The organism is Streptococcus sanguinis (assembly GCF_050223295.1).
Classification (GTDB): Bacteria; Bacillota; Bacilli; order Lactobacillales; family Streptococcaceae; genus Streptococcus; species Streptococcus sanguinis_X.
In genome coordinates this window covers 2,011,398-2,035,987 of sequence record NZ_CP071424.1, presented here as the reverse complement: position 1 = coordinate 2,035,987, position 24,590 = coordinate 2,011,398, and the positions used below count along the sequence as shown (strand labels likewise).

The window sequence follows — 24,590 nt, the reverse complement described above, 5'->3', positions numbered from 1 at the left end:
TAGGTATGGTAGAAAAACAAAAAGCAGTTGTGGAAAACGGAGTGCAAAAGATCCGTATTACAGCAGAAAAGGGCTATAGTCCCAAAGAATTTCAACTTCAAAAAGGGATCCCTGCTGAAATCACCTTCCATCGGGTCAATCCTTCCGGCTGTTACAAGGAAATTTGGTTTGAAGATCAGGGGATTTTAGAGCCTTTGGAAGTCGGTGTGGATAAGGTGATATCCTTTACCCCGACAGAAACAGGGGACTTCGAGTTTTCATGTGGAATGAAGATGCAAAAGAGTTCCTACACGGTTGTGGAAAAACGCCGTCGTGTCTTAAGTTTACGGGATCGCTTTTGGATTACTAGTATCTTTACCCTTCCTTTATTGATCTTGATGATCGGGATGATGGCAGGATTTGTATCCCATACAGTCAGTCGCTGGGGGACTTTTCTAGCGACAACGCCGATCATGTTGGTAGCAGGAGTACCTTTTATCAAGAGTGCCTGGGCCTCATTTAAGAAGCACCATTCCAATATGGATACCTTGGTAGCTCTTGGAACCCTGGTAGCCTATGTCTATAGTGTATTTGCCCTTTTTACTGGTCAGCCAGTATACTTTGAGGCTGCGGGTTTTATCATCTTCTTTATCCTCTTAGGGCAAATCTTTGAAGAACGGATGCGTAACAATGCCTCCGAGGCTGTGGAAAAGTTGTTGGATTTGCAGGCAAAAACGGCTCAAGTTCTCCGTGATGGGAACTATGTCGAGGTGGCGGCAGAAGATATCCAAATTGATGACTTGATTCGGGTCCGTCCTGGGGAAAAGATTGCGGTTGATGGGACGATTGTAGAAGGAAGTACGACCATTGATGAGTCGATGGTGACAGGTGAAAGCTTGCCTGTGGAAAAATCAGTTGGTGATGCAGTTATCGGCTCCACTATCAACAGCAATGGGACCATTCTCTTTAAGGCTGAAAAAGTCGGTAGTGAGACCCTCTTATCTCAAATTGTGGACTTTGTCAAAATGGCCCAATCCAGTCGTGCTCCTATTCAAGATTTGACGGATAAGATTTCAGGTATCTTTGTTCCAGTGGTGACGATTTTGGCCATTGCGACTTTCTGGGTTTGGTCCGTGCTTCTGGGCGCGTCGCTTCAAGAGGCCATGCTCTATGCAGTCTCTGTCCTCATTATTGCCTGTCCTTGTGCCCTTGGTTTAGCAACCCCAACAGCCCTGATGGTCGGAACCGGCCGTAGTGCCAAGATGGGGGTTCTGATTAAAAATGGAACGGTTCTTCAAGAAGTGCAAAAGATTCAAACCGTTGTGTTTGATAAGACAGGGACTATTACCATTGGCCAACCACTTGTAACCGATGTTGTAGGAGATGAAGCGCGTGTCTTGACACTGGCTGCTAGTCTTGAAACTTTTTCAGAACATCCACTAGCCCAAGCGGTGTTATCCCAAGCAGAAGAAAAAGGTTTGGTGTTATTCCCTGTGGAAAACTTCCAAGCGATTGAAGGAAAAGGGGTCCAAGGTCAGATCGACCAGCAGTTGGTGACCTTGGGAAATGGCAAACTTCATGACGGGACAGCGATGGATCCGGAGCTTGAAAAACGGATGGTAGAGTTGCAAGAGCAGGCCAAAACAGTGATCAGTTTGTCTGTGGATGGGCAAGTGATTGGCTTGATTGCCATTCAAGATGCTCCGAAGGCCAGCTCAAAAGAAGCGATCAAAAAGCTCAAAGAACGGGGCTTGAAAACGGTCATGTTAACGGGGGATAATGAACGGGTGGCCCAAGCTATTGCTAAGCAAGTGGGAATTGACACCGTCATTGCTGATGTCCTTCCTCAAGAAAAAGCTAGCGCCATCCAAAAACTGCAAGAATCTAGCAAGGTCGCCTTTGTTGGAGATGGGATCAATGATGCTCCAGCTCTCTCGATCGCGGATGTGGGGATCGCTATGGGATCTGGAACGGATATTGCGATCGAGTCCGGTGGCATCGTGCTCACGCAAAATGATTTACTTGGCGTTGTGCGCGCCTTTGACATGAGTCAAAAGACCTTCCGCAGGATCTTACTCAATCTCTTCTGGGCCTCTATCTACAATATCCTTGGGCTTCCAATTGCTGCTGGAGTCTTTGTAGGACTGGGATTGACCCTCAATCCAGAACTAGCAGGTCTTGCTATGGCCCTTAGTTCTTTGTCTGTTTTGACTAGCTCGCTGCTTCTCAATGTTGAGAAAATTGATTAAATGAAATAAAAAGTGATACAGAATTTTGTATCGCTTTTTGTTCGATTTCCTACAGCTACAAGTCTTAGAGGTGCATGCAAATTATAATAAAATATCCTATACTAATATAGTTTGTGAAATTTTCTCAAAAAAAGAGCATTGTGTTATGTAATAGTTCTATATCATCTTTGAGCATATTCTTATACAAGAGCGAAAAAACATGATAAATTGGTAGAGTAAAGTTTCTTGAAGCGTTTTCATTCACAAATGGAAATGTTTTCAACAACTGAAAATTTATTTTATTGAAGGGGAGTTATTATTATGACTCAAGGGAAAATTACTGCATCTGCAGCAATGCTCAACGTATTGAAAACATGGGGCGTAGATACTATCTACGGTATCCCATCAGGAACACTCAGCTCATTGATGGACGCTTTGGCTGAAGACAAAGATATCCGCTTCTTGCAAGTTCGCCACGAAGAAACAGGTGCTCTTGCAGCGGTGATGCAAGCTAAATTCGGCGGCTCAATCGGGGTTGCAGTTGGTTCAGGTGGTCCGGGTGCGACTCACTTGATTAACGGTGTTTACGATGCAGCTATGGACAACACTCCATTCCTTGCTATCCTTGGATCACGTCCAGTTAACGAACTCAACATGGATGCCTTCCAAGAATTGAACCAAAACCCAATGTACAACGGTATCGCTGTTTACAACAAACGTGTAGCCTACGCTGAGCAATTGCCAAAAGTAATTGACGAAGCTTGCCGTGCTGCAGTTTCTAAAAAAGGTCCAGCTGTTGTTGAAATTCCAGTAAACTTCGGTTTCCAAGAAATCGACGAAAACTCATACTACGGTTCAGGTTCTTACGAGCGTTCATTTATCGCTCCTGCTTTGAACGAAGTTGAAATCGATAAAGCTGTTGAAATCTTGAACAATGCTGAGCGTCCAGTGATCTACGCTGGTTACGGTGGTGTCAAAGCTGGTGAAGTCATTACTGAATTGTCACGTAAAATCAAAGCACCAATCATCACAACTGGTAAAAACTTTGAAGCCTTCGAATGGAACTACGAAGGTTTGACAGGTTCTGCTTACCGTGTTGGTTGGAAACCAGCCAACGAAGTTGTCTTCGAAGCAGATACAGTTCTTTTCCTTGGTTCAAACTTCCCATTTGCTGAAGTTTACGAAGCCTTCAAGAACACTGAAAAATTCATCCAAGTTGATATCGACCCTTACAAACTTGGTAAACGTCATGCCCTTGACGCTTCTATCCTTGGTGACGCAGGACAAGCAGCTAAAGCAATCCTTGACAAAGTAAACCCAGTAGAATCTACTCCATGGTGGCGTGCAAACGTTAAGAACAACCAAAACTGGCGTGATTACATGAACAAACTCGAAGGTAAAACTGAGGGTGAATTGCAATTGTACCAAGTTTACAATGCCATCAACAAACATGCTGACCAAGACGCTATCTACTCAATCGACGTAGGTGATACTACTCAAACATCTACTCGTCACCTTCACATGACACCTAAGAACATGTGGCGTACATCTCCACTCTTTGCGACAATGGGTATTGCCCTTCCTGGTGGTATCGCTGCTAAGAAAGACAATCCAGATCGCCAAGTATGGAACATCATGGGTGACGGTGCATTCAACATGTGCTACCCAGACGTGATCACAAACGTTCAATACGACCTTCCAGTTATCAACGTTGTCTTCTCAAATGGTAAATATGCCTTCATCAAGGACAAATACGAAGACACAAACAAACACTTGTTTGGTTGTGACTTCCCTAATGCTGACTATGCGAAAATCGCTGAAGCCCAAGGTGCTGTTGGATTTACAGTTGACCGTATCGAAGATATCGATGCAGTCGTTGCAGAAGCTGTGAAACTCAACAAAGAAGGTAAGACTGTTGTCATCGATGCCCGCATCACTCAACACCGTCCGCTTCCAGTAGAAGTACTTGAACTCGATCCAAAACTTCACTCAGAAGAAGCTATCAAAGCCTTCAAGGAAAAATACGAAGCAGAAGAACTCGTACCATTCCGCCTCTTCTTGGAAGAAGAAGGTTTGCAATCACGCGCAATTAAATAATTCCTCTCGCCGAAAATCAAATATAAACTTTGTAGATTTCATTCTATGATTTTCTAAGAGCGGAACTTGAAAAGATCGGAGCAATCCGGTCTTTTTATGGAGGATAGTAAATGAATTTAAATCAATTAGATATCATCGTTTCAGATGTTCCTCAAGTCTGTGCTGACTTGGAGCGTATTTTTGATAAAAAGGCAGACTATGTTGACGACAGTTTTGCTCAGTTCACGATTGGCAGTCATTGCCTCATGTTGTCCCAAAATCATTTGATTCCTTTGGAAAATTTCCAGACAGGAATCATTCTTCATATCGAGATTGAGGATGTAGACCAGAATTACCAGCGGTTGAAAGAGCTTGGTGCTGAGATTGTACACGGCCCAGCTGTAACTGATTGGGGTACGGAATCGCTGCTAGTTAAAGGCCCTGCTGGTCTAGTGATTGATTTTTATCGAATGAAATAGGATGCGTAGTCATTTGAAGTTAACCTTAGAGGAAGGAATAGCGAGATTGTGTCTCGACGAACAGAAATGTGATAGTACGGCATGTATAGTAGTAGATAAGGGAATTTGAAATTAGTTTGTACTCGATTAAAAATTATTAAAATGTAGAACTTTTCTAATATTCTGATTTTTCTTGAATTATTATTTTAATAGTTATACAATGTATTTAAAATAAAGCAAAGATAAAGAGATGGTAATATGAAAGTTATCACGATATATCTTAAGGTATGATACTGAAGATGGTAGTGTATATTTTAATATCAAAAATAATCATTCATTTTTGATTACGAATGAATTGAAGAAGAATATACAAGAAAATAAAACAACGGAAAGTGAATATATTGCCTATTTTGGAAGAGAATAAACATTTACTTGAAGAAAATGAGGTAAACAAATATTTAAAACAGATAGAAGATAGGAATAATGAGATTGTAATATTTGTTAAATTTATATAATAAAAATGGAGAGGAGTGCTAGCCACTCTCTTTTTCTAGGAGGGCATTGTGAATAAAATATTTCACTATCTGGACAAGAAAACGAAGTTTTATACTATCATTGGCGCACTGGCAAATGGAGGTTTGGCTCTTGCTCAACCCTTAGTCGTATCACAAGCCTTGTCCTTAAATCAAGGAGAATTGACTTATTCTAAAATTATACAGTTTGCTGTTTTTGGCTTTACAGTATACTTTGTCCTGTATAGCTTAATGCTCTTTTGTAATCATACACATAATGTTTTTCGTCGTGAAATTCAAATGAATATGAGGGCAGATTTATTTGGCAAGCTGATGACAAATAAAGATTTTAGCGAAGATGAAAAAATCACCATGCTCACACAAGATATGGAGTATTTGGGGGATAATTACTTAGAAAAATACGTCAATATCATTTGCTGGAGCTTTGTTGCATTACTAACAGCGATTTATATTATTTCGCAAAATTTGTTGCTAGGTAGCATTTTTGTCTTTTTCACTATTTTGCGTCCTATTCCTCAGTTCTTGATGAATAAAAGACTCAAACATACTGGTGATGACATGGCGCAAGGCAGAGTAGATGTTCATAATCAAGTATCTGATAGTATCCGAGGAGCACATACTCTACTCATGAACCAAGCAATTTCTGAAAATCAGAACAGATTTTGGAAGATTAATCTAAATTATCAACGAGCAATTCAAAAATTTTGCTTTACCCATAATATTATTTTCTTTTGCAACGGTTTCATGGTCTTTTTGAGCCAAGTTTTACCACTTGTTTTAGGTTTTTACTTTGCTATGGCTGGGCAGAAAGTGTCAGTGGCAAGTCTTGTTGCCATGTACATCGCAGCAGGTCAACTAGTGAGCCCTATTCAGACTATTATGTATGATGCTGTAGATATACAAGGGGCAAAAACGACAGCAGATAAGATTTTTGGAATATTAGAAATTGGAGATGTAAAACAGATAGATAAAAAAGATGCGCAAGAATTGCATGCCCTGCACATTAAAAATTTAAGTAAATCCTATGGTGACAGACAGCTTTTTACTCATCTAAACTTGGATGTTCAAGCAGGTCAGAAAGTTTTAATCAAAGGACCTAGTGGTTGTGGTAAGTCAACCTTGTTCCGACTCATTACTGGAGAAGAAATAGCAGATGAGGGAGAAATTATCGGCGTGACAACTGTTAATGAATGTACATCAAGTTTTGTATCCAGTATAGGAATTATTAACCAACACCCATTTCTCTTTAACGATACAGTGCGTTACAATTTGACCTTAGGACAAGAATTTTCTGAGGAAGAACTGCTTGCTATTTTGAAACAAGTCAAACTAGATTTTGAATTGACGGGTGGGCTGGATTTTATTATCAAGAATAACGGGGAGAATATTTCTGGGGGACAAAGGGTGCGGATTGAATTGGCACGCTTTCTTCTTCGTAGAAAAAATCTGTTATTGGCTGATGAAGTGACAGCAACCCTAGATAAAGAAAACGCCCTCATGGTACATGAACTACTATTTTCTCTTTCTGTTATGATGTTAGAAATTGCCCATCATATTGATGATGAAAGTAGATATCAACAAGTTGTAGATTTAGGAAAATATTGATTCTGGCCCAAAAGTCAGTTTTATCATAAAATGAAGTAAATATTGCAGCAATAAAACACCCAGTATCAAGATTTTTCAATGCATAGTAATATGCGTTTTTCTGATTATATATACTTTTTCTAAACTCACTCTTCTTTCTTATCACAAGATTGTGATAGTTTACAACTTTATAACAAAAGATTTAAAGACTTGATTGTTTTGAAAGAAGATTATAAAACAAGATTCAGCAAAAATGAAAGAGGCTTTGAAAATGTCTGAAAAATAAATGAAAGTTTTGGGTTGGGTAGCGACCTTCATGTCTGTTATGATGTATGTGTCTTACTTCCCACAAATCATGAACAACTTGGCTGGTCAAAAAGGAAACTTCATCCAGCCCTTGGTTGCAGCGATTAACTGCAGTCTCTGGGTCTACTATGGACTTTTCAAAAAGGAAAGAGATATCCCTCTTGCAGCAGCCAATGCACCCGGGATTGTTTTTGGCCTAGTAACGGCTATCACGGCTTTGATTTAAAAGGAACAGAGAAGACTGGTTTTCAGTCTTCTTTTTTTGTTTAAGGAGAGGGCAATTGCTTTTTTTGAGAGGATAATTTTTAAAAAATGATCTGATCAACTTAAATAGTAGAATAGTATCAGTATGTAACAGTATTTTATAAGAAAAGGTTTACATAATGAGCTATAATATAAGTAAATGAACAAGCAAATAAGAAAGCGAGTAGAAATATGACTGAAAAACTGACTTTTCCGGATGGTTTTTTGTGGGGTGGAGCGACAGCTGCCAACCAATGCGAGGGCGCTTACGATGCGGATGGTCGCGGGCTGGCCAATGTAGACGTGGTGCCGATTGGTGAGGACCGTCTGGCCATCATCACGGGTAAGAAAAAGATGTTTGACTTTGAGGAAGGCTATTTCTACCCAGCCAAGGAAGCTATTGACATGTACCATCGCTTCAAAGAGGACATTGCCCTCTTTGGTGAGATGGGTTTTAAGACCTATCGGCTGTCCATTGCTTGGAGCAGGATTTTCCCTAAGGGGGATGAGCTGGAGCCCAATGAAGCTGGCCTGAAATTTTACGAAGACCTCTTTAAGGAATGCCATAAGTACGGCATTGAGCCCTTGGTGACCATTACTCACTTTGACTGTCCCATGCACTTGATTGAGCAATATGGTGGTTGGCGGAATCGTCTCATGCTAGAATTTTACGAGCGTCTCTGCCGCACTCTCTTTACCCGCTACAAGGGATTGGTCAAGTACTGGCTGACCTTCAATGAAATTAACATGATCCTCCATGCACCATTTATGGGAGCGGGGCTCTGCTTTGAAGAAGGCGAAAATGAGGAGCAGGTCAAGTATCAAGCAGCCCATCATGAGCTAGTCGCGTCAGCCATTGCCACCAAGCTGGCTCATGAGATTGATCCGGAAAATAAGGTCGGCTGTATGTTAGCGGCGGGTCAAAATTATCCTAACACCTGTCATCCACGCGATGTATGGGCTGGTATGGAGGAAGACAGGAAAAACTATTTCTTCATTGATGTGCAGGCGCGTGGCGAATATCCCAACTATGCCAAGAAAGCTTGGGAGCGCGAGGGCATCACTGTCGAAATGACAGAAGAAGACCTGCAGCTGCTCAAGGAGCATACGGTGGACTTCATTTCCTTCTCATATTACTCTAGCCGGGTGGCTTCGGGAGATCCTAAGGTTAATGAGCTGACCGAGGGCAATATCTTTGCTTCTCTCAAGAACCCTTATTTGGAAGCTTCTGAGTGGGGCTGGCAGATTGATCCTCTGGGCTTGCGCATTACGTTAAATACCATCTGGGATCGCTATCAAAAGCCCATGTTTATCGTGGAAAATGGTCTGGGTGCAGTGGATACTCCGGATGAAAATGGCTATGTGGCTGATGATTACCGGATTGACTATCTGGCGGCCCATGTCAAGGCTATGCGGGAAGCCATCAATGAGGATGGGGTAGTTCTGTGGGGCTACACGACCTGGGGCTGTATCGACCTAGTATCAGCCGGCACTGGCGAGATGAAGAAGCGCTATGGTTTTATCTACGTGGACCGTGACAATGAAGGAAAGGGAACGCTCAAACGTTCCAAGAAAAAATCCTTTGACTGGTACAAGGAAGTCATCGCGACTAACGGAGCATCTGTGAAATAGGAAAAAGGCTGAGATATGAATGTCTCAGCCTTTTTCCTTAGCCTTCAAGGGCGAAAGTAATACTTCTAAAAATGATTTTGCAAAAAATTTTAAACATTCTGAGCCTCCTTTTTATAGCACATACATTTCTTATTTCTTTCTATTTTAAAGTCCGATTCTCAAATATCCTTCAAGTAATTCTAAAATATTTCTAAAGTTTTTCGAATAATCCATCTTTTATTGACTTAGCCTCTTATCCTTGCTACACTAGTGATAGGAAATTTCTGGAGGCGAGTGTTTATGGCTCATATTTTACTCATCGAAGACAATAGTGATATTCATGAAATTCTAAAAGAACTTTTTCAGAAGGAACACACGGTTTATTCTGCCTATTCGGGGACAGAGGGCATTTCGCTGTTTGAGCGGGAGGAGATTGATTTGGTCCTTCTGGACATCATGCTGCCGGGTAAGAATGGCGATGAAGTGTTGAGGGAAATTCGCAGCAGCAATGCTACGGTACCAGTGGTTATGCTGACGGCCCTTGGTGAGAAAGCGCTGGTTAGCCAGTATCTGCTGAATGGTGCTAATGATTATATCGTCAAACCCTTCAATCTGGATGAAGTTTTTGCCCGTATCACCGTGCAGCTGCGCAGCCAGCAGGCTTTGACTGGCGAGGAAGAAGGCCAGTCCTTTAAAAATATCCGTCTGCTCAAGGCTACCTTTGAGGCGGTCTGCGGTGAGAAAAGCGTCCGTTTGAGCAAGAAAGAATATCATATCCTCCAGCTCTTGCTCCGTCATCCCAAGAAGATCTACACCAAGGAAGAGCTCTTTGAGCAGGTCTGGGAAGAGAGCTATCTGCCTGGGGATAATACCCTGAATACTCACCTCAGCAATCTACGTAAGAAACTGGCTCAGTTGGATCCAACAGAGGAATACATAGAGACTGTTTGGGGCCTGGGTGTCCGGCTCAAGGAGGACTGATATGTTGGTGTTAGTCATTTTATTTGCCCTTATCAGTCTGTTTCTGGCCATTGGTTTCATACGCTATCATCTGGCGGTCAAGGATGTGGCACAGCAGATTCGTCTGAAGCGGCAGACAGGGAGCCAGAATCGTCTGACTCCTGCTGCTCATGCCCCCAGTATTTTGGAGCTGACAGAGGAAGCAGAGCTGCTCTTTGGGGAACTAGATAAGACGACATTTGTCGTCCAGCAGGAAAAGAAAACGCTGGATATGGCTATCAGTAATATCGCCCATGATATCCGCACCCCTCTGACCATTGCCAGTGGCTACACCCAGCAGCTGCTGAAGGATGATAGTCAGAAAAGTCAGCAGCTAGTCAAAATTGCAGATAGTCTGGGAATGGTGTCCAAACGGCTGGAAGCCTTGATGGAGTACCGCCGGCTGATGGAGGGTGCCATTCGAGCCAATGTCCAGCCGACAGATATATCCCAGCTAGTAACCCGGCAGCTTTTTACTTATTATGACGCCTTCCAGAAAGCCCAGATTGACCTGCAGGTAGAGCTGGCTGAAGGTCTAGAGCTAGAGACAGACCCAGAAATTCTAGAGCGCATTGTCCAAAATATGATAAGCAATGTCCTCAAGCACGGCCGTAAGGCCGCCAGCATTTCTCTGAAAAAAGAGGGCGAGCATTGTATCTTTATCGTCAAAAATATCGTCCAGCAGCCTATCCAATATCTGGATAAGCTGACCAATCGCTTTTACTCAGAAAACCTATCTAGCAGCGAGGAGTCTTCAGGATTGGGGCTCTACATCACCCAGCAGTTAGTCGAAATCCTAGGCGGGGACTTGACAATGAAAGCCGAGGACGACTGGTTTGAACTAAGGGTTAGCTTGTAATTTTTTAAAAATCAAAAAAATAACCAATCTTCGGATTGGCTTTTTTATTTTACAAATCTCTCTTTTTCAGTGTAGCCAGTCCTGCTAAGCTAAAGACCGTGATCAGACTGAGAGCAAAGATAGCTGTTTTGATGATGACACTTGGTATTGAAGCGTCTCCGTAGACGAACTCCATCTTGATAGCCTTGAACCATTCATTATTGGCATCAACCATTTGACTAGGGAGGCCGAGTAAGATGTAGGTCATGATATAGGTGATAAAGACGACACTATAGTTTCGAGTCAAGTAGAGGACAAAGCTGGTAATGCAGTACCAAGCATAGGTACAGATGACCTGCATGACAAAGAGTATTGCGAATTGTCCCCAGAAATTAGCTGGCAGGGTTCCCATATTACCGCCGGTTCGGACAAATTCGATGGCAATACCTAAAATGTAGAGCAGTATGAACTGCATAGGCAGTAAGCTACCGATAACCAGTGCTTTAGAGAAGTAATACTGGGTCCGAGTCTTGCCTGTAGTCAGGTTATTGTGATAAAGTTTGTCATTGAGATCAACACCGAGAAGCAAGCTAGTCATGACATTGCAGGCAATAAAGAGCATGCCGCTGTTGTAGGAGACGACATCTATGGCAAAAAAGATACCGTTGTCGGAACTGACAACTTTGGAAGTGAAAATGGCGAGGAGAATTCCAAAGATGCAGAAAGCCTGCACTCCCCAGAATCCTACGGAGCGGAAGAGACGGTAGTAATCCGCCTTGATACTATTAAACATGAGTGTTTCCTCCTTGTTGGTTGATTAAGTCTGTAAAGTATTTTTCTAAGTCTTTGTGGGCGTAGTAGATTTCCCCGATTGGGATGTCGGCTAGGACTAATTCCTTGGCAATCTTGCGAATTTTTTGTACTTGGCCGGAAATATGTAGCTCATCTTCCTTGTTGGTTGGTCTGAGCTGGTAGCCTAGCCTGTCTTGCACTAAATGAGCAGCTTGCTTGATATTATCCGTTTTGAGGATGATATAGTCGCCGCTTTCTCGGTTAAATTCTTCCTTAGACAGCTCCTTGATGAAATGCCCTTGATTGATAAAACCAAAGCGAGTTGCGACTAGATAAAGCTCGGACAGGATATGGCTGGAAATGATGATGGTGATGCCTAATTCTTGATTGAGGCGCTTGACCATTTCTCTAAATTCCTGAATCCCAACTGGATCTAAACCATTAATGGGCTCGTCCAAGATGAGCAAGTCGGGACGCCCCAAAATGGCAATGGCAATGCCCAACCGCTGTTTCATCCCCAGAGAGAAATTACGGAATTTCTTCTTTCCAGTATCGGTCAGGCCGACATATTGAAGGGTTTCTTTGATGACTTTGTCAGCATTTGGAATACCCCGGTCGGTACAGTAGTAGCGCAGGTTTTCATAGGCCGACATGTGGGCATGAGCTACAGGGGTCTCGATAACAGATCCAGTATGGCTGAGGGCTTTGGTCCATTCCTGTTGGTTCTGAGAGCCCAGAACAGATAGGGTTCCTCCGCTAGGATAGATGACTTGCGTGATGATTTTGATCAGTGTGGTCTTACCAGCACCGTTTTTACCGATGAGACCGTAAATCTCTCCTTTCTTGATGGAAAGACTGACATCTTTCAGAGCATACTGATCACCGTATTTTTTAGTGAGTCCTTTCACTTCTAAAACATTTTGCATGATGTTTCTCCTTTAATTACTTTGTTTATACTTTTAGTATACAAACTAAATTTCAAATATTTCTCAAGAAATTCTAAAATATTTCTAAAGAAATTTAAAATTGAAAAGATTAAAATGAGCCAGTTTTTGACTAGCTCATTCTCTACTATAAATCCTTTTTGTGGAAAGTATAAAGACTTGCTGCAGTGAAGACTGTTCCTAAAAACAAGGCGATTAGAACAATTCTTAAGGTTACACCGTTGCTTTGAAGCGTCTCAAAATCAAAGCTCATGGTGAAATGCTGCAGCCATAAAGATTTGGGATAAAATTGAGCAAGAGCTCCGGTTAAGGATGCGCAGAAAAGGTAACCTCCCAGAGCAGCAATCATAGATTTACTCAGATAAAGAATAAAGGAAATAATAGCTGTCCAAGCAATGACAGTCAGACACTGCACAAAGAATAGAAGAATAAACTGAAGCAGGAAGGTAGCGGATAAATCACCGATACCGTTTAGAATGGCTGCTAGGATAAAGTTGATGCTATAATAGAGAGCCAACTGCAGGAACGTTACGCAGACCATGACTAGGGCTTTAGAGACGAAGAAACTGGTACGGGAAACGCCGCTGGTTAAAGTATTCTTGTAAAGCTGCTTGTTCAGATCTGTCCCGATGACGACCATAGAGAGGATAATGATGATAAATGTATTATTACCGATAGCGTTGGACACCGCTTGTATAAGCTGGACGGCATTTAATTTGCCAAAGACTGCGCTCAAGGTCGTCAGTAGAAAAATGAATTCGGTAATCCAAACAGCCTTGGAACGAAAGAAGCGGTAAAAATCTGCTTGAAAAGTATGTAACATGGTTTTTTCTCCTTACTGGACTAAATCTGTAAAGTATTTTTCTAAATCTTTGTGAGCTGCATAGATACCATTGACATGAATGTTGGATAGGACCAACTCCCTGTTGATGTCATTTAGTTCCTGCTCTTGGGCGACAATGTGCAACTCGTCAGATTTATCAGCTTCCTTGAGCTGATAGTGGAGCTTGCCTTGGATGAGATTGGCAGCCTGATCTCTATCGCTGGTTTTGAGGACGATATAATCTTCGCTGGCTCGGTCAAAGTCGTCCTTGGTGAATTCTGCAACAAGCCGTCCTTGGTCAATCACGCCAAACTTGGTGGCTACCAGATAAAGCTCGGACAAGATGTGGCTGGAAATGATAAAAGTGATTCCCAATTCTTGATTGAGTCGCTGAATCATCAGTCGAAATTCCTTGATGCCAAGAGGATCTAGGCCGTTGATGGGCTCGTCTAAAATCATGAGTTCAGGCTTGCTGATAAGTGCAATAGCGATCCCCAAGCGCTGCTTCATTCCTAGCGAAAAGTTTCGGAATTTCTTTTTACCAGTATTGCTCAATCCGACATAGGCCAGAGTTTCCTTGATGAGCTGGTCGGGCTGTGCAATCTGGTGGACCTTGCAGTAGTAGTTGAGATTTTGATAAGCAGTCATTTGATTGTAAGCGACCGGTGTTTCGATGACGGTTCCTATCTTGCGCAAGGCTTCATTCCATTCCTTAGAGTTCTGCGAACCAAAGACAGACACGGTTCCGCTGTTGGCATGAATGAGCCGGCTAATGGTCTTGAGAAGAGTGGTTTTGCCAGATCCGTTCTTGCCGATCAGTCCATAAATATCGCCTTTCTGGATCGAAAGACTCACATGATCAAGGGCATATTGCTGGCCATATTGTTTGGTAACTTGCTTTACTTCTAAAACAGTTTGCATGGTACATTCTCGCTTTCTTAGGTTTGATTTTAGTATACAAGCTAGATTTCAAATATTTCTCAAGAAATTCTAAAATATTTCTAAAGAAATGCAGAACCAATCCAAAAGCAATAAAAAAGCAGCCAAAGGGCTGACTGCTTAAATTTATAAGTCTCTGTGCTGAAAGGCTTGGTAACCACCTAAGAGGGAACCAGCTAGGATAAGGAATAAGAATAGTTCAGAATTTATCTGAGGGAAAACGATGACGAGGCTAGACTGAAGCATAATCAGGGCGAAAAAGACGAGATAGCTGACCAGGGCGGAGCGGGTCAGGTAGAGGAGACAGGTAACTACGGAACTGCAGGTCATAATAAAGAGAAAGGAGCGAAAGAAAGATAAGGAAAAGCTCCAGAAAAAGTTCTTTGGCATAGTCCCAAGTCCGTGGAAGAGGCTCCCAAAGATAAAGGCTATAGCAAAGGCTGCCACTAGTTGAAAGATGATAATTATGACAAGAACAGCTATTTTGGATAAGTAAAATTCTTTCCGAGAAACCCCGCTAGCCAATATATTTTTGTATAGTTTTCTAGTCAGGTCACGACCTAGCAGAAAGATGATGAGCACAAGGACAGTAATCATGACAAAGGGCAGGAAATCTTTAGCAAGCTGCCCGAGAGCTTCAAATCCTGTCCAACCTTGGCTGACTATTTCTTCTGGATCAGAAGATGTAGAGATATAAAAATTAAAGTTTCTTTCACCAAGAGAGCTGATGAAAATGAGAAAAAAGAGCAGCCCTTCTATTAGCCAAAAAGGTTTGGAGCGGATAAGCTGATAGAGTTCCGCCTGAATAGTATGTAACATGAAATCTCCTCTGAATGATTAAGATTGTTCCTGCTTTTTATAAATCTTTCTTTTTGAAAACCATCAGTCCGCTAATCAGAAAGACTAGGGTGACCGTTACCACTGTCAGGATAGCCTTGATAACAGCTCCGCTATCTGCTGCCATATCTGTGTTAAAACGCATGGTCAGATAGAGCAGCCATTCATTGTCAGGGTAAAAGATGAGGGGAATAGTCAGTAAGGTACCGCCAAGGAAATAGGTCAGAAAGCTAGACACGATGGAGTGGCTGGCATAGAGTACAAAAGAAATGATGGCAATCCATGCAATCGTGCCGAGAAATTGGACGAAGAGAGCAGCTCCCAGCTGAGGCAAAAAAGAGCCAGGGGCGCTGCCAATTCCGTTGGACAGACTAGCGGTCATAAAGGAGATAGATAAAATCATCAGGAAGTGAAAGGCTGCGATACTAACGCAGACAAAGAATTTAGAAAAATAATAGCTGAGCTTAGAGATGCCGTAGCTCAGACAGTTTTTATAAAGTTTCCGAGACAAATCCACTCCAAGGACCATACTGATACCAATGATAGTGAAAAAGAGCAGACTGTCTGTTTTGCCTGCAAAATAGTCCAGAGCTTGAAGGCCGGTTAGTTTTCCTAGAGATTGACTAGCAGCCTCATTTCTGGAGATATTTGCTCCAAAATGAATATTTGCCTGAAAGAAGGTTGCTGATAAAATCACACAGAAAAACTCAGTAATCCAAAAGCCTTTTGAGCGCTTGAGCCGGTAAAAATCGGCTCGAATGAAATCCATCATGATAAGCCTCCCTTTTTCATTTGACCAAGTCTGTAAAGAAGTTTTCTAGGTTTTGTCGTGCATAGTAAATCTCCTGCACCGGTATATCTGCAATTGCAAGTTCCTTGACTATCTTGCTAATCTCATGCGAATGGGTGAAGATATGAATCTCGTCAGAAGCATTGACCACCTTGATGCGATGCATAAGCTGGTCGTGAATCAGACGGCTGGCTTCTTCCAACTGCGACGTTTTAAGCACAATATAGTCTTCACTCTGTTCTTCAAATTCCGCTTTTGAAATCTCACGAATCAATCGTCCTTCCTCGATAATGCCGAAGCGAGTCCCTACCAAGTAGAGTTCAGACAGGATATGGCTGGAGATGATAAAGGTCATGCCCAACTCCTCGTTGAGCCGCTGCACCAGCTGGCGGAATTCCTTGATGCCGACCGGATCCAGGCCATTGATAGGTTCGTCCAGTATCATCAGGTCAGGTCTGGTAAGAAGCGCAATAGCCAGACCCAGCCGCTGTTTCATCCCGAGTGAGAAGTCGCGGAATTTCTTCTTGCCGGTATCCGTCAAATCCACATATTCCAAGGTTTCACGGATGACCTTATCCGCATGGGGAATATGGCGGAGCTTGCAGTAGTAGCTGAGATTTTCATAGGCTGTCAGGTGGTTGTGAGCGACCGGAGTTTCGATGACAGAACCGACCCGCTTGAGGCTCTGCGTCCATTCTTGATAGTTCTGAGAGCTAAAGAGGGAGACATTGCCACTGCTTGCTTCCAAAAGCTGGGTGATGACCTTGATCAGAGTGGTCTTTCCGGCTCCGTTCTTGCCAATTAAACCGTAAATATCTCCTTTTTTTATCGTCAGACTCACATCGGTCAGAGCGTACTGTCGGCCGAATTTTTTGCTGACTTGCTGTAAAACCAAAACATTTTCCATGATCAATTCTCCTTTTCATGATACTAGGAGAGAAAACTCCTCTTCTTATTTAATTAGTATAGCGCCAAACCTTCAAATATTTCTAAAGAATTTCTCAAATATTTCTAAAGTTTTTGATTGGTCTTGTAAAAGTGTCAGAACTCATGTAGGAACTTCTCTATTATTTGAGCAAATATTTCTGGCGCTTGGCTATTCAGAGTATGGCCGCCCTTTTCTATAATACGAAGCTGAGAACCTTTCAGCAGCTTGTTAAGCTCATAGGCAGCTTTTAGATTGGGCTTGTCTTTGCTGCCGCAAACAAGCAGGCTGGGAAGCTTGATTTTCTTTACTTTATCAGTGAGATTTACCTTACGCAGTTCGGCCAAAATCCGTATCATCTGGCTTTTATCGGCTCCTTGCTTGGTGAAGACACTTTTGGGCATCAGTTTAAAGGCGAGAATCTGCAGTCTGTAGAGAAAATTATCTGCTAAATTGTATTGAGTTCCGGATAAAATCAAACCCTTCAGATGAGGAAGGGCTTGGTCAGCCAGGTCCAGTGCCAACAGGCCACCGAGTGACAAACCGACTAAGATAAATGGCTGTTCTTCGGCTTGAAGGTGCTGGAGGGTTGCTTGTCGAATATCTTGATAGCTTTCATTGCCCCTTGGAAAAAGAGCCAGCGACTCCGTCGGGACATCAGCTAGAACTTCTTGAACTTCCTTCCAAGAATGCTCATCTTGCCCTAGTCCGTGCAGAAAGATAACTTTCATGTCAGTGCTCTCCTTTATCAATCTCCAGCTCGTACAGTCCTCTGACTGCATTGCAGGCGTAGATTTTCGATGCTTGATCTAGGTCAGACAGAGTCAGAATCTTCTCAGTAACCTGTCCCTTATCCAGTAATTGCTGGCGGTAGATGCCCTTGAGCAGACCAAGTTCAGCCGGAGGCGTGTAGAGCTTGCCGTCTAGCTCCAGCAGCAGATTGCCGATAGAAGTTTCCAGTAGTTGGCCTTGGGCATTGTAGTAAATCTGTTCTTGCTGCTCCAAGGTCAGATGTGGCCGATGACTGGTTTTGAAATAGGTGAAAGGCTGGGCTAGATTGGCTGTCTGCTCGAGCAGTTTTGCCTTTCTGAAAGTATCCGTCAGTGGCAGTAGAGGAGTCGTTTCTAGCTCAATACTGCCGTCTTTTTTTAGAGCTATACGCAGCCTGTAATCCTGCCCTTTATCTAGTTGAGCGCAGGTTTCTTCTAGTTCTTGCTCTAGTTTGTCTTGGTCAAAAGGATAGGCGAAGTAGCCGGCTGCTTCTGTCAGTCTTTGCAGGTGTTGGTCTTGCAAGGTCAGCTTTCCATTCGTTACTTTTCCTGTAGAAATCAGGTCGAATCGCGGATTTTTTCGATAGAGGACGGCAGATTTTTGCTGGGTTTCGATGTATTCAGATTTCCAGGTGCTGTCCCAAGTGATGCCGCCGCCAACGCCATAGATGGCTTTCCTTCCCTCTAGCTGAATGGTGCGGATGGCGACATTGAAAATCCGTCTCTGGTCTGGCAGGCAGATGCCGACTGTACCGCAGTAGACCCCGCGGGCGGCTTTTTCTGTTGCCTTGATGATAGCCATGGTCGAAATCTTAGGCGCGCCTGTGATGGATCCGCAAGGAAAGAGCGCCTTGAAAATCTCTGCCAGTCCGATGCCATCATGTAGCTGGCTTTTGATGGTAGAGGTCATCTGCCAGACTGTAGAGTATTGCTCGACACTGCAGAGACGCTCAACCCACTCGCTGCCCGTCTGAGAAATGCGATTCATATCATTGCGCAGCAGATCGACAATCATCATATTTTCTGCTCGGTTTTTAGCATCCTGGGCCAGCCATGCAGCCTGCTCTCTATCCTGCTCTAAGGTCAGTCCCCGATTGGTAGTTCCTTTCATAGGACGAGTGGTCAGTTGACCTCGGTGCTCCTCGAAAAAGAGCTCAGGGCTGATGGACAAGATGGCAGTCTCGTCATGCTCTACATAAGCATTGTAGGCCGCATTTTGCTCGACGACCAGCCTGTTGTAAATAGCTAAGCTGTCCTCAGGATTGAGCTCTGCACACAGCTGTACCGTGTAGTTGACCTGATAGGTATCGCCCTGGCGGATATGATGATGAATAGTCTCGATAGCCTTCTGGTACTCTTGCTCAGAAGTCAGCCCCTGCCAAGCCGCTGGCATTTCCACTTCCTCATAGGTCAAGGGAATGGAAGCCTCCTCAGCCTTATCGTGAATAGTAAAGTAGAGGAGATATTCCTTCTGGAGTGGAGCGGAATGAACTTGGAACTTTTCCTCAAAGGCTGGAGCTGCTTCATAGCTGACATAACCGACAGCGTAGTATCCTTTCTCCTGCCAACCCTCAATCTCTGTCAAAAGTTCTTCCACCTGGTCAAGACGACGAGTCTTTAGCTCCTTGATGGGATTCGTGAAAATCAGGCGTTGGCCCAGCTGCTTAAAATCAATAATCGTTTTCTTGTGCATAAAGCTATTTTATCATAAGATAATTTGAATGAAAACGGATTTATCGGATGAGACAAACATTCTTTGATAATGGTTGACAGATTAGAAAGTAGCTAGGTATACTATGTTAAAAAAAGAAAGAATGAGATTTATATGAAGTCGAATAAATTGTTATTGGTAAATGGAGTTGTGAGTATCTTAGGAGGTCTTCTAATCCTTTACGCTTCTTCTAAGCGATGGCACTGGGAAATAGTTGCTTTAATTCCCAAGATGGTCGAAAAGTCTGACTGGGGCGTTCTGATCATACTGATCAGCTTGCTGTTTCTTTGTCTTTCCCTAGCTGGAATGGCTCATTATAGTGAAGAGCCAAGAGTCAATAAGATGAGCCATAAGCTTCTCTTTTTCGCCTTTCTTGCAGGAATCATTCCATTTTTGGGGAACTTGGCTGGCGTTCTAGCTATCATATCGGGGATTTTTTATCTTCAAGATGTACCCAAATTCAAGAGCGATGACAAAGCTGACTAACCCATGCTTCCTCCTGCTCGAAAGCCCTTGAAAATTATGATAAAATAAGGAAATGACAAAACCTTAAAAGGAAGCCTTATGAAAAAAATAAATGAATCTTATAAACTAATCGTCTTTGCGGCGCTTGCTCTAGCTCTGGTTCTCTATATCGGAAACATCTGGTCTGGCCTGCAGAGTCTGACTTCGGTTTTTTCGCCTATTATACTGGGTGGAGTCCTAGCCTTTATCTTCAATGTTCCGATGAAAAAACTGGAAGAATTCTTGGACAAATGCCGAGTCCCTCAGAAGTTGCAGCGCGGCTTGGCCTTAGTTTTAGAGGTGCTGATTTTAGCTCTCATTATGACAGGGATTGTCTCTATCGTCGTACCGACTCTGACTACAGCGGTCAATCAGCTGAGCGCAACAATCGGCAAGGTAGCACCTCAGGTAGCCAAGTGGCTGCAGCAGTCTGGCTTGCTTTCCTCTAGCCAGCTGAAAGATTTGACCAAGCAACTGCAAAACAGCGACATTGTCAACAGAGCCATCTCTCTTCTGGGCAGTCTGACAGGCAATATCTCTGCCATCTTTGGCAATTTCTTCTCTGTCATCATGTCAATCTTTCTCATGTTTGCCTTCTTGAGCAGTAAGGAGCATTTGCAGACAATTACTAGCCGTCTCTTGCAGGTTCTGCTTCCTGAGAAAGCTGTCAAACGCCTATCCTATGTCGGTTCTGTCATTGTTGAGACCTATGATAAGTTTCTGATGGGGCAGATGATAGAGGCCGTCATTGTTGGGATTTTAGTCTTTATCGCCTACTCTCTGACTGGCCTGCCTTATGCGGCTTTGACAGGAGTTCTGGCCGGAGTGCTCTCTTTCATTCCCTACATCGGGCCTTTCTCAGCTTGTGCTCTGGGAGCTATCTTTATCTTTACCGACAGCCCTTGGAAAGCCCTCCTCTCGATTGCAGTCTTTCAGGTGGTGCAGCTGATTGAGGGCAATGTCATCTATCCGCGCGTGGTAGGTCAGTCCGTTGGTCTCCCAACTCTCTTTACCCTAGCCGCCGCCCTGATTGGGGGCAACCTCTTTGGCTTGGTCGGCATGATTTTCTTCACGCCTATTTTTGCGGTTATCTACCGTTTGGTTAGAGAGTTTGTTGTGGAGAAGGAGAAGAGGAATGAGAGTGGAGAAGTTGCCTAATTACTTAGACGATAAATTTGCAAAAATAGGAGCTTAATTATGAAATGGACTAAAACAAAAATAGTTATTACCTTGGGAGTAGTATTACTATCATCTTTGCTGGCTTGGATCCTCTACCTTTACTACAATGAACAATATTACGGACAGTTCTTTCAGTATTCGGGTAAAGCAAAGATTGATAATTATGAAATTATTGCAGATGGTGCAGGCGCTATTGTCCATTGGACTTCAATAACCCCAGAAGAAGATAAAAAGATGGCTGAGTTCGGTAGTCATTTTCGTGACAAAATTGACCAAAAAAGTTCTCGCTATATTCTGCGGCAGAACATTAAACTGAAAGAGCTTCCCTATCGTCTGATGGAAAGACCATCTGACGGTGCCTATTGGACTCTTAGTGTCTATCATATCAATGATAAAAAAATTGAAGAAGAAAAGGAGATAGATCTTTACAAAGTTGTAGAGAGTTACAATTCTAATTATTTACCAGCAGAACTAGGAGGAATTTACACTTGGCAAGGTCAAGACTATTTATGGATAGAAATACGAGATTTAGAGAATCCTCAAGAAACAAGACCGCTTTTCCTTAATCTAAAGAGTAGAAAATTGGAAGAAAACGAAATCTTAGCTCAAGATGACATGAGAAAACCTTTTATAAGGCTAGCGACTAATTGGGACCAAAAAGCAAGTGGCATTTATACCACTACTCCCGGTGGAGAAGTTCGAATAGATAAATCCGTTTTAGGACAGACTCAGTTTGATAGTAGTTCGAAGGCTTACAAGCTTTTAGAAAAAAAAGGAACGACTGTGTTTTTATTAAACTCGAAGAACAGTGCAGAAAGTTTTAGTCGGGAAGCAGCTGTCTATAGTCTACTTATGCCGGATACTGTGAATGTATATGAAGCTGTAACCATTCCTCCAGAGGTGTCTGTCGACAGTCAGGAGCATATCGTCAACTCTAAAGAAGAGTTTGACAGATACTATGATCTTGAAAAGGCTAAGAAGGCTTATCACGAAACAGAGTAAGTAATACAAGATATTATAGAAACCAACGAGATTTTATTCTCGCTGGTTTTTCTTTTTCCAAGGTCATAATTTCTACCTATAGCAAACAATAATTTTAGTCAATGGAAGTTGAAAAATAAGCTTTTATTGTTGTATAGAGAACCAGGTTATAGTTTTAGACTATATCAAACTCTGGGAAATTCCAATTATACAGAGGGGAGATTTTCTGATAAGATAAAATCAAGAAAAATTTTGGAGGACGTTTATGTCAACGACTATCATTGGTTTCCCACGTTTGGGTGAATTCCGCGAATTGAAATTTACAACTGAAAAATACTTTAGACATGAAATCTCAGCAGAAGAGCTTCTGGCTGCGGCCAAAGAGCTGCGTGCTAAGCACTGGAATATTGTTAAGGAAAAAGGGATTTCAGAGATTCCGTCAAATGACTTTTCTCATTATGACAATGTACTGGATGCGGCCTTTCTCTTTAACGTGGTGCCGTCATCTGTGCAAGGCTTGGAGTTGACTGACTTGGAGCGTTATTTTGCCTTGGCTCGTGGCTATCAGGGTGAAAAAGGAGATGTCCGCGCCCTTCCGATGAAGAAATGGTTCAACACTAACTACCATTATATCGTTCCTAAATTTGAAAAAGAAACCCAAGTCAAGCTGGCTGGGCATAAGATTTTTGATGAATTTGCAGAAGCTAAAGAGTTGGGTTTGGTAACCCGTCCAGTTGTGGTTGGCCCATTCACTCTCCTGCAAGTATCTGACTTTGAAGACGGTGTGGCTCCGGCTGACTTTGTAGATGCCCTAGCTGCAGCTTATCAAGAAGTTTTTGCAAAATTAGCAGAGCTGGGCGCAGAGCGTATCCAGCTGGATGAGCCAAGTCTGGTCAAAGACCTGTCAGCAGAAGAAAAAGCTCTCTTCTTGGACCTTTATAAGAAGCTTTTGGCGGACAAGAAAGGCTTGGAAGTCTTGGTTCAAACCTACTTTGGTGATGTTCGTGACATCTATACAGACCTTGTAGAGTTGCCAGTAGATGCTATTGGTTTGGACTTTGTCGAAGGCAAGAAAACACTTGAGCTTGTAAAAGGTGGCTTTCCAGCTGATAAGACTCTTTATGCAGGGATTGTCAACGGAAAAAACATCTGGCGCAACAACTACGAAAAGAGCTTGGCAGTGCTTGAGCAAATCCCAGCTGAAAACATCGTCTTGACAAGCTCATGTTCACTGCTCCATGTGCCATTTACAACGGCTAATGAAGATTTTGAACCAGCAATTTTGAACCACTTTGCCTTTGCGGTGGAAAAATTGGATGAAATCCGTGACTTGGATGCTATCCGCAATGGCGGCGGTGCAGAAGCACTTGCTGCTAACAAAGAACTCTTTGCGACTGAACGTGTTGGTGAAAATGCCGAACTTCGTGCGCGCATCGCTGGTTTGACGGATGCTGACTACACTCGCCTGCCGGTCTTTGCAGAGCGTGAGGAAATCCAGCACAAGGCGCTCAATCTGCCACCATTGCCAACTACCACAATTGGTTCCTTCCCTCAAACCAAGGAAGTTCGTGCCAAACGCTTGGCTTTCCGCAAGGGTGAGCTGTCAGCAGAAGACTATGACAAGTTCTTGGCTGAGCAGATTGATGATTGGATCAAATGGCAAGAAGAAGTTGGCTTTGATGTGCTAGTGCATGGTGAGTTCGAGCGTAATGACATGGTTGAGTACTTCGGTCAAAACCTGTCAGGTTACCTCTTCTCTAAGAATGGTTGGGTACAATCATACGGTATGCGTGGGGTGAAACCACCAATCATCTGGGGTGATGTGACTCGTCTCAACCCAATCACTGTTAAATGGTCTAGCTATGCTCAAAGCCGTACAGACAAACCTGTTAAGGGCATGCTGACTGGACCTGTAACCATCCTCAACTGGTCTTTCCCACGTGAAGACATCTCGATCAAGGATTCAACCCTTCAAATCGCCTTGGCAATCAAGGATGAAGTGCTTGACCTTGAAGCGGCTGGCGTGAAGATTATCCAAATTGACGAGGCTGCTCTTCGTGAGAAATTGCCACTCCGTCGTAGCGACTGGTATGAAGACTACCTTGACTGGGCAATTCCAGCCTTCCGCTTGGTACACTCTACTGTAGCGCCAGATACGCAAATCCATACTCACATGTGTTACTCAGAATTTACCGATATCATCCCTGCTATCGACAATATGGATGCGGACGTGATTTCCTTTGAAGCTAGCCGCTCTAACTTGGAAATCCTGGATGAGCTCAAGGCTAAGAACTTCCAGACAGAAGTAGGGCCTGGAGTTTACGATATCCACTCGCCGCGCGTGCCAAATGAAGGGGAAATTGACCATACAATCGAAGCTATCTTGGCTAAGGTGCCAAGCAGCAAGGTCTGGATCAACCCTGACTGTGGTCTTAAAACTCGTGGTATCCCAGAAACCAAGGCTAGCTTGGTGCGCTTAGTAGAAGCAGCCAAAGCAGCTAGACAACATTTGCAATAATCCTCCTGGAACTTCAAAAGTT

Annotated in this window: 21 protein-coding genes; 12 read left to right on the top strand and 9 right to left on the bottom strand. The window is 43.1% G+C overall.

The window, feature by feature from the left end; genetic code table 11:
• Positions 1-5 precede the first annotated feature (5 nt).
• From J1C77_RS10000 to J1C77_RS09965, 8 genes are all read left to right on the top strand, one after another.
• Positions 6-2,228, top strand: coding sequence for a heavy metal translocating P-type ATPase (locus J1C77_RS10000; RefSeq protein ID WP_042763155.1), 2,223 nt, complete (start codon positions 6-8; stop codon positions 2,226-2,228).
• Positions 2,229-2,528: 300 nt separating this feature from the next.
• A complete protein-coding gene (gene spxB / locus J1C77_RS09995) occupies positions 2,529-4,304 on the top strand; it encodes a pyruvate oxidase (RefSeq protein WP_002923229.1) in 1,776 nt (591 codons plus the stop codon).
• Positions 4,305-4,414: 110 nt separating this feature from the next.
• Positions 4,415-4,762, top strand: coding sequence for a VOC family protein (locus J1C77_RS09990; RefSeq protein WP_002923230.1), 348 nt, complete (start codon positions 4,415-4,417; stop codon positions 4,760-4,762).
• Between the two features lie 542 nt (positions 4,763-5,304).
• Positions 5,305-6,879 (top strand): ATP-binding cassette domain-containing protein, encoded by a 1,575-nt coding sequence (locus J1C77_RS09985; protein WP_002923231.1) that lies wholly within the window; start codon positions 5,305-5,307, stop codon positions 6,877-6,879.
• Positions 6,880-7,144: 265 nt separating this feature from the next.
• Positions 7,145-7,390: a SemiSWEET family transporter gene (locus J1C77_RS09980; protein WP_002923232.1), complete on the top strand. Its 246-nt coding sequence runs from the start codon at positions 7,145-7,147 to the stop codon at positions 7,388-7,390.
• A 209-nt stretch (positions 7,391-7,599) separates the two neighbouring features.
• Positions 7,600-9,039 carry a 6-phospho-beta-glucosidase gene (locus J1C77_RS09975; protein ID WP_002923233.1) on the top strand — a complete coding sequence of 480 codons (1,440 nt, stop codon included), beginning with the start codon at positions 7,600-7,602 and terminating at the stop codon, positions 9,037-9,039.
• A 279-nt stretch (positions 9,040-9,318) separates the two neighbouring features.
• A complete protein-coding gene (locus J1C77_RS09970) occupies positions 9,319-9,999 on the top strand; it encodes a response regulator transcription factor (RefSeq protein WP_002896543.1) in 681 nt (226 codons plus the stop codon).
• A gap of 1 nt (position 10,000) precedes the next feature.
• Complete coding sequence (locus J1C77_RS09965) at positions 10,001-10,876, top strand: sensor histidine kinase (protein WP_002923236.1); 876 nt, start codon at positions 10,001-10,003, stop codon at positions 10,874-10,876.
• A 49-nt stretch (positions 10,877-10,925) separates the two neighbouring features.
• Here J1C77_RS09965 and J1C77_RS09960 read toward each other — a convergent pair whose 3' ends face one another.
• The 9 genes from J1C77_RS09960 to pabB all read right to left on the bottom strand — a co-directional run bounded on the left by J1C77_RS09960 (position 10,926) and on the right by pabB (position 19,368).
• Positions 10,926-11,648 (bottom strand): lantibiotic ABC transporter permease, encoded by a 723-nt coding sequence (locus J1C77_RS09960; protein WP_002923239.1) that lies wholly within the window; start codon positions 11,646-11,648, stop codon positions 10,926-10,928.
• Positions 11,641-12,573, bottom strand: coding sequence for an ABC transporter ATP-binding protein (locus tag J1C77_RS09955; protein WP_002923241.1), 933 nt, complete (start codon positions 12,571-12,573; stop codon positions 11,641-11,643). Before J1C77_RS09955 ends, J1C77_RS09960 begins: the two co-directional genes overlap by 8 nt.
• Before the next feature lie 145 nt (positions 12,574-12,718).
• On the bottom strand, positions 12,719-13,414 hold the full coding sequence (locus J1C77_RS09950; protein ID WP_002915963.1) for a lantibiotic ABC transporter permease: 696 nt from the start codon (positions 13,412-13,414) through the stop codon (positions 12,719-12,721).
• Positions 13,415-13,426: 12 nt separating this feature from the next.
• Positions 13,427-14,335, bottom strand: a complete 909-nt coding sequence (locus J1C77_RS09945) for an ATP-binding cassette domain-containing protein (RefSeq protein ID WP_002923242.1) — start codon at positions 14,333-14,335, stop codon at positions 13,427-13,429.
• A gap of 144 nt (positions 14,336-14,479) precedes the next feature.
• The gene (locus J1C77_RS09940; protein ID WP_002923243.1) at positions 14,480-15,172 is read right to left on the bottom strand and encodes an ABC transporter permease; all 693 of its coding nucleotides are present in this window, start codon (positions 15,170-15,172) and stop codon (positions 14,480-14,482) included.
• Positions 15,173-15,209: 37 nt separating this feature from the next.
• Positions 15,210-15,962 carry an ABC transporter permease gene (locus tag J1C77_RS09935; RefSeq protein WP_002923244.1) on the bottom strand — a complete coding sequence of 251 codons (753 nt, stop codon included), beginning with the start codon at positions 15,960-15,962 and terminating at the stop codon, positions 15,210-15,212.
• 16 nt (positions 15,963-15,978) lie between these two features.
• Positions 15,979-16,887 (bottom strand): ATP-binding cassette domain-containing protein, encoded by a 909-nt coding sequence (locus tag J1C77_RS09930; protein ID WP_427195064.1) that lies wholly within the window; start codon positions 16,885-16,887, stop codon positions 15,979-15,981.
• Positions 16,888-17,021: 134 nt separating this feature from the next.
• Positions 17,022-17,636, bottom strand: coding sequence for an alpha/beta fold hydrolase (locus J1C77_RS09925; protein WP_002923246.1), 615 nt, complete (start codon positions 17,634-17,636; stop codon positions 17,022-17,024).
• Between the two features lies 1 nt (position 17,637).
• Entirely contained in the window at positions 17,638-19,368 is a 1,731-nt protein-coding gene (pabB, locus tag J1C77_RS09920) for an aminodeoxychorismate synthase component I (protein WP_002923247.1), read from the bottom strand.
• A gap of 132 nt (positions 19,369-19,500) precedes the next feature.
• On the opposite strand from pabB, the gene J1C77_RS09915 reads away from it, so the two are divergent.
• From J1C77_RS09915 to metE, 4 genes are all read left to right on the top strand, one after another.
• Positions 19,501-19,872 (top strand): hypothetical protein, encoded by a 372-nt coding sequence (locus J1C77_RS09915; RefSeq protein ID WP_002923249.1) that lies wholly within the window; start codon positions 19,501-19,503, stop codon positions 19,870-19,872.
• Between the two features lie 78 nt (positions 19,873-19,950).
• Positions 19,951-21,048 carry an AI-2E family transporter gene (locus J1C77_RS09910; protein WP_002923251.1) on the top strand — a complete coding sequence of 366 codons (1,098 nt, stop codon included), beginning with the start codon at positions 19,951-19,953 and terminating at the stop codon, positions 21,046-21,048.
• 39 nt (positions 21,049-21,087) lie between these two features.
• A complete protein-coding gene (locus J1C77_RS09905; RefSeq protein ID WP_002923256.1) occupies positions 21,088-22,071 on the top strand; it encodes a hypothetical protein in 984 nt (327 codons plus the stop codon).
• A gap of 244 nt (positions 22,072-22,315) precedes the next feature.
• Positions 22,316-24,568, top strand: coding sequence for a 5-methyltetrahydropteroyltriglutamate--homocysteine S-methyltransferase (gene metE / locus J1C77_RS09900; RefSeq protein ID WP_002923257.1), 2,253 nt, complete (start codon positions 22,316-22,318; stop codon positions 24,566-24,568).
• The last annotated feature ends 22 nt before the right edge of the window (positions 24,569-24,590 follow it).

Bases quoted from the DNA above. Each gene is read 5' to 3' on its own strand.
- J1C77_RS10000 (WP_042763155.1), top strand. From the start codon at position 6: ATGGTAGAAAAACAAAAAGCAGTTGTGGAAAACGGAGTGCAAAAGATC.
- spxB (WP_002923229.1), top strand. From the start codon at position 2,529: ATGACTCAAGGGAAAATTACTGCATCTGCAGCAATGCTCAACGTATTG.
- J1C77_RS09990 (WP_002923230.1), top strand. From the start codon at position 4,415: ATGAATTTAAATCAATTAGATATCATCGTTTCAGATGTTCCTCAAGTC.
- J1C77_RS09980 (WP_002923232.1), top strand. From the start codon at position 7,145: ATGAAAGTTTTGGGTTGGGTAGCGACCTTCATGTCTGTTATGATGTAT.
- J1C77_RS09975 (WP_002923233.1), top strand. From the start codon at position 7,600: ATGACTGAAAAACTGACTTTTCCGGATGGTTTTTTGTGGGGTGGAGCG.
- J1C77_RS09970 (WP_002896543.1), top strand. From the start codon at position 9,319: ATGGCTCATATTTTACTCATCGAAGACAATAGTGATATTCATGAAATT.
- J1C77_RS09965 (WP_002923236.1), top strand. From the start codon at position 10,001: ATGTTGGTGTTAGTCATTTTATTTGCCCTTATCAGTCTGTTTCTGGCC.
- J1C77_RS09960 (WP_002923239.1), bottom strand. From the start codon at position 11,648: ATGTTTAATAGTATCAAGGCGGATTACTACCGTCTCTTCCGCTCCGTA.
- J1C77_RS09955 (WP_002923241.1), bottom strand. From the start codon at position 12,573: ATGCAAAATGTTTTAGAAGTGAAAGGACTCACTAAAAAATACGGTGAT.
- J1C77_RS09950 (WP_002915963.1), bottom strand. From the start codon at position 13,414: ATGTTACATACTTTTCAAGCAGATTTTTACCGCTTCTTTCGTTCCAAG.
- J1C77_RS09945 (WP_002923242.1), bottom strand. From the start codon at position 14,335: ATGCAAACTGTTTTAGAAGTAAAGCAAGTTACCAAACAATATGGCCAG.
- J1C77_RS09940 (WP_002923243.1), bottom strand. From the start codon at position 15,172: ATGTTACATACTATTCAGGCGGAACTCTATCAGCTTATCCGCTCCAAA.
- J1C77_RS09935 (WP_002923244.1), bottom strand. From the start codon at position 15,962: ATGATGGATTTCATTCGAGCCGATTTTTACCGGCTCAAGCGCTCAAAA.
- J1C77_RS09930 (WP_427195064.1), bottom strand. From the start codon at position 16,887: ATGGAAAATGTTTTGGTTTTACAGCAAGTCAGCAAAAAATTCGGCCGA.
- J1C77_RS09925 (WP_002923246.1), bottom strand. From the start codon at position 17,636: ATGAAAGTTATCTTTCTGCACGGACTAGGGCAAGATGAGCATTCTTGG.
- pabB (WP_002923247.1), bottom strand. From the start codon at position 19,368: ATGCACAAGAAAACGATTATTGATTTTAAGCAGCTGGGCCAACGCCTG.
- J1C77_RS09915 (WP_002923249.1), top strand. From the start codon at position 19,501: ATGAAGTCGAATAAATTGTTATTGGTAAATGGAGTTGTGAGTATCTTA.
- J1C77_RS09910 (WP_002923251.1), top strand. From the start codon at position 19,951: ATGAAAAAAATAAATGAATCTTATAAACTAATCGTCTTTGCGGCGCTT.
- J1C77_RS09905 (WP_002923256.1), top strand. From the start codon at position 21,088: ATGAAATGGACTAAAACAAAAATAGTTATTACCTTGGGAGTAGTATTA.
- metE (WP_002923257.1), top strand. From the start codon at position 22,316: ATGTCAACGACTATCATTGGTTTCCCACGTTTGGGTGAATTCCGCGAA.